This is a genomic window from Chitinophaga sp. HK235, assembly GCF_018255755.1.
Lineage (GTDB): Bacteria > Bacteroidota > Bacteroidia > Chitinophagales > Chitinophagaceae > Chitinophaga.
Map to the genome: position 1 here is coordinate 5,070,128 of NZ_CP073766.1, position 13,907 is coordinate 5,084,034.

The following is a 13,907-nucleotide window of genomic DNA, read 5'->3' on the forward strand; positions in this document are numbered from 1 at the left end:
CCCTGCTTTGGCTCTTATCGATGACCAGCATCTTTGCTGTCTTGTGTTTTCTGTTCGACGCTTTATGGATATTACAGCAGTCCGCCCAGCATACCACCGGCTGCGCTCTTCATTTCTGCTTCCCAGCTGTTTTCTGCATTTTTCAGAGCTCTGTTCAGCGCTGTCAGCAGCAGGTCTTCCATTTCTTCTTTATGCTCAGGAGTAAAAAGGTGCTCCGCTATTTCAATACTTTTTACCTGACGGTTGCCATCTACTGCTACTTTTACCGCACCATCGCCGGCTTCGCCTTCCAGCGTAACTTTTGCCAGACGCTCTTTACCTTCTTTCATTTTCTGCTGGATCTGCGTCAACTTGCCAAATAAATCAAACATATGCTTGTGTTTTTTAAGGTCGTAAAGATAAGTGTTTACCTGCTGTCAGAACAAGGGTTTTGACATTCAATATTTCAATAATATAAATACGTACCGCTAACAATTACGTATCTTACCATCAGGTAATACTATCAACAAAAAATGGAAACAAAAGTTTGTATTATAGGTGCCGGACCAGGCGGTGCCTGTGCCGCATTACAACTGGCACAACTGGGGATATCATGCATTGTGGTGGATAAAGCGGTTTTCCCAAGAGATAAGGTATGTGGAGATGGATTAAGTGGAAAAGTATTGACTATCCTGGAACGTATAGACAAAGGTATCGGTCAGCGCCTTCAACAGGCCGCCTTTAAAATGGATAGCTGGGGTGTGACATTTGTTGCCCCTAACCGTATTGGAATGGACATCCCCTACAGACTGGATTACCAGAACAACAGAAATGATCCCCGCGGCTTCGTCTGCAAACGCATCGACTTTGATAACTTCCTGGTAGAAGAATTGAAACGCCGCCCCGAAATCCGCTTATTCGAAGGGGTTAGCATTGATAAATATGAACTGAAGGAAGATGGATATCATCTTTCCGACAAAGAGGGTAAGTTTCAGGTAAAGGCCGACCTGGTCCTGGTGGCCAACGGTGCTCATTCTTCCTTTACCAAAGATGTTGCCGGCATTAAAATGGAACCGGAGCATTATGTAGCTGGCATCCGGGCCTACTACAAAGGTATTTCCAACCTCAGTACTGACGGTTTCATTGAACTACACTTCCTGAAAAGCATGCTGCCCGGCTATTTCTGGGTATTCCCGCTTCCCAATGGTGAAGCGAATGTGGGAGTGGGTATCCTCAGCAGTGTCACCCGCAACAAAAAGGTGAACCTGAAAAAACTCATGCTCGACACCCTCGCCACCGACCCGGTGATGAAAGAGCGGTTTAAAGATTCGACGCTTATTGGCAATATCGAAGGGTATGGGCTTCCACTGGGCAGTAAAAAAAGAAAGCTGCATGGAGAGCGTTACATGCTGATCGGTGATGCCGGCTATCTGATAGATCCCTTTACCGGCGAAGGTATCGGCAATGCGCTCTACTCCGGCCAGATTGCAGCCAAACAGGCTGCTGCCGCTATCGCGGCTAACGACTTCTCCGATAGTTTCCTGGATGCCTACGACGTCGATGTATACCGCATCCTCGGCCCGGAACTGGAAGTCAGCACCAAACTGCAGAAACTGATCAAATACCCGTGGTTGTTTAATCTGCTCATGAAAATGGGCTCCCGCAATAAACAGCTGAAAGACCTGATGTCTTGTATGTTCCATGAGGTAGACCTGCGGAAAAAACTGGGTAATCCCATGTTTTATGTGAAGCTTTTATTTAACCGATAACCTGTTTTTCTGTGAGATACATAACCAGACTTGCCATCTTTTTATTATTCCCGGTTGCTATCAATGCACAAACGAATAAAATGAGTCATGAACAGCTGCCTAAAATGACGGTCCATACAGCTAACCAGCTGGCGGCCCTTCCACTGAAATGCCTCGATCTGCAGTATCCTTACAAAACAGGGATCGTATTTGCGGATAGCACCCTGCTGGGTGCTCCTTCCTCCTATCATCCGGCTTTCTACGGCTGCTTCGACTGGCATAGCAGTGTACATGGCCACTGGATGCTGGTACGCCTCCTGAAAATGTTCCCTGACATGGAAAAGGCCGCCGAAATCCGTACCCGGCTGGCTCAACACCTTTCTGCAGCCAATATTCAAACAGAACTACAGCTGTTTAAAAGCAAGGAAAACAAAAGCTTCGAACGTATTTATGGCTGGAGCTGGCTGCTGCAGCTGCAGCGGGAACTGCTTACCTGGAACGATCCCCTGGGCAAAGAGCTGAGCCGGAACGTGCAACCCCTCGCCAGCCATTTCGCAGCGTCCTATATCGACTTCCTGGGTAAACTGATGTATCCCATCCGTGTAGGCGAACATACCAACCTGGCCTTCGGCCTGTGCCTCGCCTGGGATTATGCTCAAACAACCCACGACCAGGCTTTGCAGACAGCCATCCATGACGCAGCGATGCGCTTCTATGCAAAAGACAAAAACGCTCCCATCGAATGGGAACCAGGAGGCTATGACTTCCTGTCTCCCAGCCTGGAAGAAGCCGACCTGATGCGCCGTATCATGCCGGAAAAGGAATACCGCCCATGGCTATACGCTTTTTTACCAGGACTGTTCAAAAATCCGATCACCATTCTGCAGCCCGGCCAGGTGAAAGACCGTACTGACGGAAAACTCGTGCACCTCGACGGCCTCAATCTCAGCCGCACCTGGTGCCTTGAAGCCATTGCACGCCATGGTGGCAAAAACCAACAGGCCATCCAGGCCCTCGCCAACAAACACCTGTTGACATCTTTTCCACAGATCGCCAGCGGAGACTATGCCGGCGAACACTGGCTGGCTTCCTTTGCGGTATACCTGCTCACTGCGGAGCAGCAGTAATACTGCTACAAGCTAAAAACCCCTACCCGATGACCTATACCGTGAGCAGACTACTGTTGTTACTGCTGGCATTTCTGCCCGCAGTAACAACAGCCCGAAACACCCACATCAGTACCAGTCCCACGCCATCATGGCTGGTACCCTGGCAACCCGACCTGCATAAAAAACCCAATGCCAACAGTATCGTCGATGGATACTACCTGCTGCTGGCAGAAGAACAGCAACACGCAGAACTAAAAAGCACCTACCGTCACTATATCCGGCAGATCGTTTCGGAAGCCGGCATACAAAACGGTTCAGAGATATCTGTCAACTACAACCCGCAATACGAAAAGCTGAGCTTCCACAGTATCATCATCAGAAGGAACGGTCAGGAAATAAACCGTCTGCAAACCGCTTCCTTTAAAGTGCTGCAACAGGAACAGGATCTATCCCGCTTTATCTACAGTGGTACCTATACCGCCTTCCTCATCCTCGAAGATGTGCGTAAAGGTGACCAGATAGAATACAGCTTCTCCCTTACCGGCACCAACCCTATCTTCGACAATAAAATAGATGCCCGGCTTTATCAGGTGACCCTGGAACCTATTGTCAATTTCTACAATAACATTATCGCCAATCCACAAAGAAAACTGTATTTCAAACCATTCAACAACGCCACCATGCCTCAGCAGCGCAGCTGGCAGGGGTTTACCGTTTACGAGTGGAACAGGATTGAACAGAAAGAGGCCGACAATACCAATAACCAGCCTTCCTGGTACAATCCTTTTGTCCGTATACAGATCAGTGAATACAACAGCTGGAAGGAAGTAGCCCAATGGGCACAGCGTGTCAACACCATCCCTCCTCCCGGAGAGGCTGTCAAACGCAGAATCACGGCCCTGAAACAATCTTCCGGCGACAACCCGGAAAACTACCTCCGGCAGGCACTCCGGTTTGTGCAGGACGATATCCGCTATATGGGTATAGAAATGGGAGAATATTCCCATCGAGCCAATGCTCCCGACAAAGTACTGGCTCAGCGTTTCGGTGATTGTAAAGACAAAGCCCTGCTATTGTGCACCCTGCTCAACGCCAATGGTATCAATGCCCGCATGGCTTATGTTAATACTGATATGAAAGGGACTATCAGCAGCCTGCTGCCATCACCCACCGCTTTTAACCATGCCATCGTGTATGCTTCCCTCGGGGGCAAATCTTATTGGCTCGATGCTACCATCTCCTACCAGCGCGGCCAGCTGACCGGCTTCTGCGAGCCCGATTATCAGCAGGCCCTCGTGATCACTGATACCACTACCCAGCTGACGCCTATCCTCAAAAAAAACAGCGGGCATTTGGTAATCCGGGAAAAATTCACGCTCCCGGAAGCAGAAGGGCAAGATGGCTCTCTACAGGTCACTACATCCTGGTTCAAAGAAGACGCCGATGCACAAAGGGCCACGATGGCCTCTGCCAGCATCAGGGAAAAGGAGAAAACCTTTCTTCGCTTCTACCAGAAATTTTATGGAGAAATAACCACCAAAGACTCTCTCCTTCTGAACGATGACCCAGATAGCAACATCCTCCGCATCCGGGAAAGTTATCTGATTCATCATCTCTGGAAAAAGGACAGCAGCACCAACAAACTCCTGTTCTCTCTGGCCGCTCAGTCTCCATCGGATATATTACCCTATATGACGGATGAAAAAAGAAAAACACCACTGGCCATCCGTTATCCTTATGAACAGGACTATCAGGTCATCATTCATACGCCCATCCAATGGTCGCTGGAGCAATCTCCGGTACATTTCAAAAACGAATATTACCAGTTTGATTTCACTTCCACTGTGAAAGGTGAGCAGATCATCCTTTCCTATCAGCTGAAAACTTTCCAGGACCACGTGCCAGTGGCCTTTCTCTCCCAATACACGCGGGAAATAAAGGAAATACAAAGTACTACTTCGCTGGACCTGACCTATAAACCAGCATTTATGCGTGCCCCGAACCGTCCCGCAGTACAGGGCAACTGGCTGGCTATTGTACTGGCTTTGCTGGCCATGGCTGTTTTTACCCACCTGGCCATCCTGTATTACAGACACTCCAACCTGCCGGTACAGCATCCGTTGGAACCTTTGCCCATCGGAGGCTGGCTGTCGCTGCTCGCTATCGGCCTGGTATTTTCACCCATGTCTGACTTTTGGTATCTGTGTAATGCGGACGTATTTAAATATGATGTATGGGTAACGGTATCCAGTCGTAAAGATTTGGGGAACATCTCGCTGGTACAGCTTTATCTGATTGGAGAAATCATCATCAAGGCCTTTCTGCTGTGTTATTCTATATTACTGGCAGTGTTGTTCTTTAACAGAAGGGATACATTTCCTTTTGCGCTGGCCACCTATTATTTTATCACCATCCTGTATCTGTTTGCGGGCAATCATCTGAATGATTACTACTTTGGGGAGGGTGGCACGCAGAAAAACATCTGGGGACAAGGCTCTCTTGTGTGGCCAATGGCCAGAATGGCCTTGTGGATACCTTATCTGCGGATGTCTCCGCGTGCCAAAGCAACGTTCATCATGCCACATCCGGCATTGTTGCGGGATTAATCAGATGGTTTCAGAATCGAAGACCACCGCTTTGGCCCAATACTGTTTGCACTGCTCTATAAAACTGAGATGTACCGGGTGGGTTTGATACACATCGTGCGCTTCTATGTCTTCAAAAACACAGAGCAGGCAGTAATCATAACTTTTATCGATGGTGGGCCGGTCGTCTATAGGGGCTGGCTTGCCAACGTTAAAAATTTTGATTTCATCGATGGTATGCAGGCTGCTAAGACCCGCCTCAAAGTGCCTTCTGTCTTCCTCTGACAGTCCGGGTTTGAGATAGAAGTTTACCACATGTACCAGTTTTTTGTCCAGTGCTTTCATGCAATATGATTTAATAATTTAATCAGGATTCTTTATTGACATAGCGGGTTACCGTCAATAGATTCACCAGATACACCAAACCCAGTACCAGCAACGCGCCTGCAAATACACCAGGGCCAGGCCAGGGACTTACCACCATGTCGTGTTTGGCCAGTACCGCTGCTGCAGCATACTGTAAAGAGGTGAGCAACAGCAGGCATACCACCCCTATAATAATGTACAAAGGCACAAATTGTTTCAGCAGATAACGTTTTAACTGACGGGGAGCTGTTCCCAGCATCACCAACAGCTGGATCTCCTTTTTACAGGAAGCTATAATCAGCTGTATGAACATACTGAACACCAGCATGGCAAACAGCAGTAATATGAGCCCGAAAAATCCGATTACAGATACGATAGTTTGTACGATCAGCCTGGTTTTGCTGAATTTCAGCTTATCCTGGTTGGTGGTATATCCGTGATCGTCCAGGAACTTCACCAGTGCCGGGTTTGACGGGTCGGGTGTTTTGATGATCACCCTGGAAACAGGTGCTTCTCGGGTAGTGCCATACTTTTCATTGGCCCAGTTCATAAAGGATGCCGGAACAAGGAAAGAGGATATTCTGTCGGAGAAGCCTGCCACATGCCCGATAAACTGTTCGGAGCTGAGGTTATTGGAGATGACCACCTGGAGGGGCAGCGCTTTGACGGTCTCCTGTGATATCTGGGGCAGGTCCTGGCTCAGGGAGAAGCCGAAGTTGTACAGGTTTAAAAAATCGCTGGGCAGGATGATGGGAATGGTACGGTCGCCGGTGTTCCATTTCCAGTCTTCATCCTTTACATCCAGGAAGCTGTCGGGGACAGATTCAAAAAACATATCTGTTGCAAAATGCAGATCGCCGGGGGCCTGCACCACTACTTTAAAGCGGCTGGAGGTAATTAACCCGAAGGCCTGTACGAAAGGCTGGGCTTTGATCTGTGTTATTTCTTCAGGGGTGAAGGCGCTTTTACCGCTTTGGCCCATGATGGCGTTGGTGATTTTTTTATTGATCACCAGGAAATCGGCGGTTTCGTTCTGGTTTTTGGCGCTGTACAGCAGTTGGCTGAAGTTGGAATGTACCTGTATAGCCACCAGTATGAGCAACATAGCGATACCGAGGCCAACGGAGGCCATCAGGAAGCGGCTTTTGCCGATGCCGGTATGTATGATCTTTTTGAGTAGGTCGAAAAAAGGACGCATGGAAAAACATTAAAGCTGATAATGCGCATCATATTGAAAATGATGGTCATTATCCAGGTCGGTTAAAATAAACCCGGCATTGCGGGCTTTGCACTCTTCTGCGATGAGGTCTGCAGCGCGACGGGCATTTTCTTCGTCGAGGTGACTGAAGGGTTCGTCCATCAGTAGCCACTGAAAAGGTTGTACCAGGGCCCGGATGATGGCAATCCGCTGCCGCTCCCCGTAGGACAGTGTTTTGCTGCTCTGTTGCAACACATGCGTTACATTGAGTCTGGCAGCCATTTCCCTGATCTTTTCGTCGCTGCAGTAGGGATTAGCCAACATGACTCTTTTCAGGGAGATGTTTTCCACGGCCGTCAGCTGTTCAAATAGCCGCAGGTCCTGAAAGATGATACTGATCTGTTGCTGGCGTATGGCAGCCAGTTCGTTTTTACTATAGGACTGCCAGGGTTGTCCGTTTACCAGCACCTTGCCGGTATAATCCTGACGGATGTGGTAGAGGTAATGCACCAGTGTGGTCTTCCCGGTGCCGGAAGGGGCTTTTATTTTCACAAAACTGCCAGGGCTGAAGGTCACCTCCTGGTTCCAGATACCGGAGGTCCGCTGCAGGAGTTTATCCTTCAGCGGAATCGGCATCAGGTTCTCTATCTGAATTTGCATACGCTTCATTTGAATTACGAATTACAAATTACGAATTACGAATTAAAGCGAAGGCCCAAGCAGAGATATTAAATCCCTCACTTGAGCCTTCGCTTTAATTCGTAATTCGTAATTCGTAATTATTTAATAATGGTGGTAGCTGTATCTACTGGTGTAGCGAACAGGCTATCTTCCATCGCTTTATTCTTTGCTTTTTTGGCATCCATGATTTTAGCCATTTCGGTACCGAAGTTCATCAGTTGCACCAGGCTGTTTTCATCCTTGTTTTTGAAGTTAAGGATCACTTCAGACTCAGAAACGTTGCCGTTAGCTGGCTTGGTCACCATGGACATATCTTTCATCAGGCCTTTCAATTTAACCAGGATAGGTCTGTCAGCTTCATCGGCTTTATCTTCAGGAATGGAGGTGATAATCTTTTCCAGATCTACATAACCGCCCATCATGCTACCTTTTATTTTGCCTTCGATGCCTTCAGGCAGTTTGATGCTGCCTTTGCCGGCCAGGTAATCCTGTAACAGTACGCTGTCGGAGCCTACAGTAATGTATTTCTCAGTGATAGAGAGCGGCGGCATACCGGCAGCCATCATCGGGTTGCTGAGAACGTAGTGGTCACCTTCTTTAGTGAAGATCTCTTTCAGCATCGGAGAAGTCATCACTTTAGTGAAAGCGTCTTTATTACCAACTTTCAGGCTGAAGATCCATTTAGCAGAAGGCTCTTCGGTAAATTCACCTGGGAAGTATTTGGATTCTTTTTTCTGGATACCGAAGTCAGAAGCGACATAAGTCAGCTGGCCTTCAAACGCATTCAGGATATCGTCCATAGCCAGGCCGGATTTGCTGGCCAGGAACATGTTTACGATACCGTCCATGCCAGTGGATTTGATGATCTCACCTACCATGTGGAAATCAAAAGCGTAGGAAATGAAACCGGTGATATTCTGAGAAGGATATTTCTTCAGCATGCTCATATCGATTTCCTTGTTGCCATATTTTTTGTAGATGCTGGCAACTTCTTTACCCATGTAGTAGGAACCATTTGCTACGATTTTGCCTTTTTCGAAGTTGACAATACCGGTATAGAAGGTACCTTCCATCAGTTTTTTGAAGTTGGCCGGGATCATGGTAAACCTGCCGCTGTTGTAGATCGCTTCGGGGTTTACAAATACGCCCATGTCAGCATTTTCTTTCAGCAGTTTGGCAAATGGTTCGAGAGAACCGGCAGTTTCATCCTTTTTCAGGTGGAAGAGGTGGTCCACTTCTGTCACCAGGCTTTTGGTGATTTCGTCATCACCGGAGGTGAGGGCGGCAGGAGTAGCTACAGCTGAGTCTACTGCTACTTCACCATCGTCAACGCCAGGCAGGCCGGGAGTTCCTGCAGGGTTGTATTTGTTCAGTCCTTCTTCAGGGTCGAAGGCAGCGATATAGATAACGGTAGATTTGTTCCATGCTATCACGCCTTTGTTGTCTCCTTCAACAGCATATTTGAATTCATTACCTGTTTTCAGGGAGAAGTTTTTCTCACTTTTTTTCAGGAAGGCTTCAAACTTATCTGCATCGGAGAGGGTGGCAGTGGCGCTCAGGTAGGATTTATGTTCTCCAGCCTGTCCCTGGAAAACGAAAGAAACAAAAAAATGTCCTTTCAGATCGATACCGGAGTTTTCAGCATCTTTCCAGGCTTTCATTACATCGTTAGCTGTATCTTTGGATTGTACAGCGGAGAAGATTTTATCCATGGTCAGGCCGTTGGTAGCCAGTTTCTGGGTAATTTCCTTCGCATTCAGGTCAATAACTACGCCGGCTGTTTTAGGGATATGTTTACTGACATCCGGCACTTTGGAGCAGGATGAAAGCACTACCGCTGCTGTAACAGCAATTAACAAAACTTTGGAAATTGTTCTTTTCATAAAAGATATAAAAATTAAAAAATTGACTACAGGGGGAGCAGGAATCATTCACTGCTGCACATTCCCACTATCGTGGTATATAATTCCTGCAAAAGTACGTATATTTTTGTAGCTTATATGTCCCTATTTTTTCCGGGAGTACCTACAATATTTTCTTATCAATATAGTTAATACCTTTGTTGCTTACTATGAGACTAACAATTAAAACCATCGAAAAACCTTTATGTACCTGATCCTTCTGCAATACATCCGTCCAGTAGCGGCGGTGGAGCATTTTATGGAAGCGCATACTGCGTTCCTTCAGAAATACTTTGACAACGGCAAGTTTATCCTGTCTGGTCGAAGGAAGCCCAAATCCGGCTCACTGATCCTTTGTCAGGCGTCCAGCCGTAGAGAGGTGGAGCAGATTATGAGTGAAGATCCACTGGAAAGAAATCAGCTGGCTGTTTATGAGATCATCGAATTTGAGCCGACTTACGCCTCCATAGCCGAAAAATAGTTTTCTTCAGTAGTGCCAGCTTCGTGTTTCTATTTACCTCTCTCTGATTACTACTTCATAAAGTAAATGACTTTAGTCAGCCATTTGCTACTATCCTTTTCTTTGCCTGGATCTGTCACATACATCTCAATCGTTGGCGGGATTATTTTTTTACCCTTGTTTTCGATAAACTGCTGAATAGCCACATGGGCGTTGGCAATTTTGTCGTAAGGACCGTAGTAGTCTACATAAGCTGCCTTTGCAGCCGGGAGTTTGATGATTTCAAAGCCGGGCCCCAGTTTGCTGCCTTCCGGTACGGGGATAGCGGCTGCCATGTCTGTTTCGTGTTTTTCCTTATCCCAGGTAAAAAAGAGCCCGCAAGGCACGCCAGGCTGTAGTTTTGCAGCTGTGGCCGCTTCATAGATCTTACCCAGGTTATTGCGGTAGTAGCTGGTAATATTTTTTATGGGGATGGTTTTTCTGAGTGCAGCATAAGTGGTGGCAGGATAATTCATTTCCCTAACGGTGACGTTCATACCAGTCGGAGTACCCGGACCACTCTTGTCGGCCTCCGCCATTTTTTTGAGGTTATCCAGTCCTTTGGCAAAATCATTTTCCAGGGCACCTTTCATAAAAAGCGCCATCACATTCTGTGGCCGGCCGTAATGGGCATCAAAGCCCCATACCACCTTGGTTTTACCAGCAGCTTCAGACAGCTGAAAAAAAACGTCTGATTCAGATTTGAACGGTGATATAAAGGTCAGTTTCTGCTGGATGGATTTGTAGGGATCCAGTGAAAGATGTTGCAGTTTGCCTTCTCCGATTTTTTTTCCTTTCCAGGCATCAATTGCACCCACGGTTCCGTCATCACCGGAAATAGTGTATACGGCGGTGGAGTCCATCTGTTTCCAGGTGCTCCATTGGTTAAACTTCTCGAACCGGACAATATTATTCCATACGATGGAGGCTGGGGCATTGATTTCCACCGAACGTTCAACATGTATCTGGGTAGGGGCAGCAAAAATGAGGATGATCAGAACAAGCAAGAGAATACCTACTATCCAGGCAAGTGTTTTTAAGACTTTCATAACTCCGGGGTATTGATTACAATAAAAATACGTTTTTTTATCGTGTGACCGCCGGAGCGTCGGCATCATGGGTAACGATGGGTTACTCTTTTTCCTTTTCTTCTTTTTCTGAATAACGTTTGTCGGCAGCAGCAGCTTGTTCAAAATCCAGGATCACGGAGTTGATGCAGTAGCGGAGGCCTGTTGGCGGGGGGCCGTCATCGAAAACATGGCCCAGGTGTGCTTTACAGCGGCCGCACAATACTTCGGTACGATACATGCCATGACTGTTGTCCGGGGCATAGATCACGCTGGATTTGGCAACGGGCTCAAAAAAGCTGGGCCAGCCACAGCTACTCTCAAATTTGGCATCAGACACAAAAAGCGGATGTCCGCAGGCTGCACAGTAATAGGTTCCGGTTTCCTTGCTGTTCCAGTATTTTCCGGTAAATGCCCATTCTGTTCCTTTTTCTCTGGCGATGTTGTATACTTCCGGTGGCAATATCTTCTTCCATTCGTCGTCCGTCAGGTTCACTTTACTTGTGTCCGAATGGGAGTATACGTCTCCCTTCTTTTTTCCTTCTTCCATTGAATTCTTTTTTACGCTTTTGCGCGGGTAAGTACAGTTGGTGACTAATATAACATGCTCAAAATTATCAGATTCCGTATGTTCATACATGGTGATTCTTTTCGTTAACTTGTCGTTAACACTATCATTGTGTTTCTCTGTTGGCCTGATGAATATTTTTTCTCTTAATAAATTACGAATGAACCAGCTTCATGGATTGTTAAATCCTGCAAATCAACCGGGTATTTAGCAAATCTCGTACTTAAATGTTTAAAACAGTCTGATAATCACCCGCGAGCAACTGCGTATAAATTATTAACTTTACGCCAAAAGGCTAGTTAAGTGGCGGACATTATCAATTTATTACCAGACAATATAGCGAACCAGATAGCTGCAGGAGAAGTGATACAAAGACCGGCATCAGCGGTAAAGGAATTACTGGAAAACGCAGTAGATGCAGGAGCAACCGAGATTCAGCTGATCATAAAAGATGCGGGCAAGGAATTGGTGCAGGTAATCGATAATGGTGGTGGTATGAGCGAAACAGATGCCCGTATGTGCTTCGAACGACATGCTACCTCCAAGATACAATCCATAGACGACCTCTTCCAGATCCGGACCATGGGATTCAGGGGGGAAGCTCTGGCTTCCATCGCTGCCGTTTCCCAGGTGGAGCTCAAAACCCGTAAAAAAGGCAGCGAAGTAGGCAGCTACGTAGAAATTGACAACAGCCTGGTGAAAAAGCAGGAGCCCTGCCAAACAGCAGAAGGTACCAGCATCGCCATGAAAAACCTGTTCTTCAACGTGCCCGCCCGCAGAAACTTCCTCAAAAGCAATGCGGCCGAAATGCGGCATATTGTAGATGAATTTATCCGGGTGGCCATGGCCTATCCACAACTGCAGTTTTCGCTCACGAGCAACAACCAGCAGCTGTTCCATCTCGACAAAGGTTCCCTGAAACAACGTATCGTCGCTATTCTCGGACAACAATATAACTCCCGGCTGGTAAACGTAAAGGAAAGTACCGACTATATGAACGTTTACGGCTTCGTCGGTAAACCGGAAACCGCCAAAAAAACCCGCGGCGACCAGTTCTTTTTTGTCAACAACCGTTATATCAAAAGCCCTTACCTGCACCACGCAGTCATGAGCGCTTTTGCAGATATCATCCCGGCAGACAGCTTCCCGCTGTACGTACTTTTCATTGATGTCAACCCAGAACATGTGGACATCAACGTACACCCTACCAAGCAGGAAATCAAGTTTGATGACGAAAAAGTGATGTATGCCTTCATACAGGCCACTGTAAAACATGCCCTGGCCCAGTTCAATGTAACCGCTACCCTGGACTTTGACCTGGACCCCAGCATACAGGCCCTGGACGCTGTAAGCAAACCATTTACCGCACAACAGCAGGAAGAATACACTCATTCTCCCCTCTATAAATCCTTTACACAGGCCAACCAGGCCCACATGATTGACAAAAGCAGCAACAGCAGCAATCTGAAGCACTGGAAAGACCTGTACGAAAGCAATAAAACAACGCCTAACACCGACGGATATACTATCAGCTCCTACACCGTGGAGCCGGAAACCCGCCCGGCCGTTACCTACGAAAGTCAGGCTCCTTCCACCGCCTCCGTGATCGATGAACGCTGGCAGGATACCGCAGCCGACCAGAAAGTACCGGTACAGGTGCACCAGCAGTATATCCTGTCGCAGATAAAATCCGGTTTTATCCTGATAGACCAGCAGGCCGCCCATGAACGTATTCTTTACGAACGTTATATGCGTGCCCTGCAAGAGGCTCCCATGGCCACCCAGCAAAGCCTGTTCCCCCAGACCCTGCAACTGCCTCCCGCAGATGCAGTGATGGTCAGCGAAATGCTCCCTGAATTACAGGCACTGGGTTATGAGCTGGAACCGTTTGGCCACCATACCTTCGTAGTACGTGGCACCCCTGCTGATATGCAGTCGGGTAACGACCAGGCGACCATCGAAGGCCTGCTGGAGCAGTTCAAACACTTCGGCGACCTCAAAATAGACCGCCGCGAACAGTTGGTCCGCTCCATGGCCCGCAACAACTCCATCCCGGCCGGCAAAATATTATCTGCCCGCGAAATGCAGAACATGATCGATGAGCTCTTCGCCTGCAGTATGCCGAATATAGCACCAGGAGGGAAATTCACCTTCATCTCCTTCAAACTCACCGATCTGGCCAGGATGTTTGAACGAGGCAACTAAG

At 47.6% G+C, this 13,907-nt stretch carries 12 protein-coding genes; 5 read left to right on the forward strand and 7 right to left on the reverse strand.

Features of this window, described 5'->3' with window-relative positions:
• Positions 1 to 71: 71 nt before the first annotated feature.
• Positions 72 to 371, reverse strand: a complete 300-nt coding sequence (locus KD145_RS18895; protein WP_212000796.1) for a YbaB/EbfC family nucleoid-associated protein — start codon at positions 369 to 371, stop codon at positions 72 to 74.
• Between the two features lie 141 nt (positions 372 to 512).
• Between KD145_RS18895 and KD145_RS18900 the strand changes: the two genes are divergently transcribed.
• The 3 genes from KD145_RS18900 to KD145_RS18910 are packed head-to-tail and all read left to right on the forward strand — an operon-like array spanning position 513 to position 5,442.
• The gene (locus KD145_RS18900; protein WP_212000799.1) at positions 513 to 1,748 is read left to right on the forward strand and encodes an NAD(P)/FAD-dependent oxidoreductase; all 1,236 of its coding nucleotides are present in this window, start codon (positions 513 to 515) and stop codon (positions 1,746 to 1,748) included.
• Positions 1,749 to 1,759: 11 nt separating this feature from the next.
• A complete protein-coding gene (locus KD145_RS18905) occupies positions 1,760 to 2,854 on the forward strand; it encodes a DUF2891 domain-containing protein (RefSeq protein ID WP_249219442.1) in 1,095 nt (364 codons plus the stop codon).
• A 29-nt stretch (positions 2,855 to 2,883) separates the two neighbouring features.
• Positions 2,884 to 5,442 carry a DUF3857 domain-containing protein gene (locus tag KD145_RS18910; protein ID WP_212000800.1) on the forward strand — a complete coding sequence of 853 codons (2,559 nt, stop codon included), beginning with the start codon at positions 2,884 to 2,886 and terminating at the stop codon, positions 5,440 to 5,442.
• Here the strand turns inward: KD145_RS18910 and KD145_RS18915 are convergent, their stop codons facing one another.
• The 4 genes from KD145_RS18915 to KD145_RS18930 form a co-directional block, all read right to left on the reverse strand.
• Complete coding sequence (locus KD145_RS18915; RefSeq protein ID WP_212000802.1) at positions 5,443 to 5,766, reverse strand: Dabb family protein; 324 nt, start codon at positions 5,764 to 5,766, stop codon at positions 5,443 to 5,445.
• A gap of 22 nt (positions 5,767 to 5,788) precedes the next feature.
• Complete coding sequence (locus KD145_RS18920; RefSeq protein ID WP_212000804.1) at positions 5,789 to 6,985, reverse strand: FtsX-like permease family protein; 1,197 nt, start codon at positions 6,983 to 6,985, stop codon at positions 5,789 to 5,791.
• A gap of 9 nt (positions 6,986 to 6,994) precedes the next feature.
• Positions 6,995 to 7,654 carry an ATP-binding cassette domain-containing protein gene (locus tag KD145_RS18925; protein WP_212000806.1) on the reverse strand — a complete coding sequence of 220 codons (660 nt, stop codon included), beginning with the start codon at positions 7,652 to 7,654 and terminating at the stop codon, positions 6,995 to 6,997.
• 110 nt (positions 7,655 to 7,764) lie between these two features.
• On the reverse strand, positions 7,765 to 9,549 hold the full coding sequence (locus KD145_RS18930; protein WP_212000808.1) for a DUF4836 family protein: 1,785 nt from the start codon (positions 9,547 to 9,549) through the stop codon (positions 7,765 to 7,767).
• A gap of 223 nt (positions 9,550 to 9,772) precedes the next feature.
• Here KD145_RS18930 and KD145_RS18935 point away from each other — a divergent pair, with 223 nt between their 5' ends.
• The gene (locus KD145_RS18935; RefSeq protein WP_113616158.1) at positions 9,773 to 10,048 is read left to right on the forward strand and encodes a YciI family protein; all 276 of its coding nucleotides are present in this window, start codon (positions 9,773 to 9,775) and stop codon (positions 10,046 to 10,048) included.
• Between the two features lie 50 nt (positions 10,049 to 10,098).
• Here KD145_RS18935 and KD145_RS18940 read toward each other — a convergent pair whose 3' ends face one another.
• Both KD145_RS18940 and msrB read right to left on the reverse strand, forming a co-directional pair.
• Entirely contained in the window at positions 10,099 to 11,115 is a 1,017-nt protein-coding gene (locus KD145_RS18940) for a GyrI-like domain-containing protein (RefSeq protein WP_212000809.1), read from the reverse strand.
• Between the two features lie 82 nt (positions 11,116 to 11,197).
• Positions 11,198 to 11,683: a peptide-methionine (R)-S-oxide reductase MsrB gene (msrB, locus tag KD145_RS18945; RefSeq protein WP_249219443.1), complete on the reverse strand. Its 486-nt coding sequence runs from the start codon at positions 11,681 to 11,683 to the stop codon at positions 11,198 to 11,200.
• 321 nt (positions 11,684 to 12,004) lie between these two features.
• On the opposite strand from msrB, the gene mutL reads away from it, so the two are divergent.
• Entirely contained in the window at positions 12,005 to 13,906 is a 1,902-nt protein-coding gene (mutL, locus tag KD145_RS18950; RefSeq protein WP_212000811.1) for a DNA mismatch repair endonuclease MutL, read from the forward strand.
• Position 13,907: the final 1 nt, after the last annotated feature.

Excerpts from the sequence above, each read along its gene's own strand:
- KD145_RS18895 (WP_212000796.1), bottom strand. The coding sequence starts at position 371 with ATGTTTGATTTATTTGGCAAGTTGACGCAGATCCAGCAGAAAATGAAA.
- KD145_RS18900 (WP_212000799.1), top strand. The coding sequence starts at position 513 with ATGGAAACAAAAGTTTGTATTATAGGTGCCGGACCAGGCGGTGCCTGT.
- KD145_RS18910 (WP_212000800.1), top strand. The coding sequence starts at position 2,884 with ATGACCTATACCGTGAGCAGACTACTGTTGTTACTGCTGGCATTTCTG.
- KD145_RS18915 (WP_212000802.1), bottom strand. The coding sequence starts at position 5,766 with ATGAAAGCACTGGACAAAAAACTGGTACATGTGGTAAACTTCTATCTC.
- KD145_RS18920 (WP_212000804.1), bottom strand. The coding sequence starts at position 6,985 with ATGCGTCCTTTTTTCGACCTACTCAAAAAGATCATACATACCGGCATC.
- KD145_RS18925 (WP_212000806.1), bottom strand. The coding sequence starts at position 7,654 with ATGAAGCGTATGCAAATTCAGATAGAGAACCTGATGCCGATTCCGCTG.
- KD145_RS18930 (WP_212000808.1), bottom strand. The coding sequence starts at position 9,549 with ATGAAAAGAACAATTTCCAAAGTTTTGTTAATTGCTGTTACAGCAGCG.
- KD145_RS18935 (WP_113616158.1), top strand. The coding sequence starts at position 9,773 with ATGTACCTGATCCTTCTGCAATACATCCGTCCAGTAGCGGCGGTGGAG.
- KD145_RS18940 (WP_212000809.1), bottom strand. The coding sequence starts at position 11,115 with ATGAAAGTCTTAAAAACACTTGCCTGGATAGTAGGTATTCTCTTGCTT.
- msrB (WP_249219443.1), bottom strand. The coding sequence starts at position 11,683 with ATGGAAGAAGGAAAAAAGAAGGGAGACGTATACTCCCATTCGGACACA.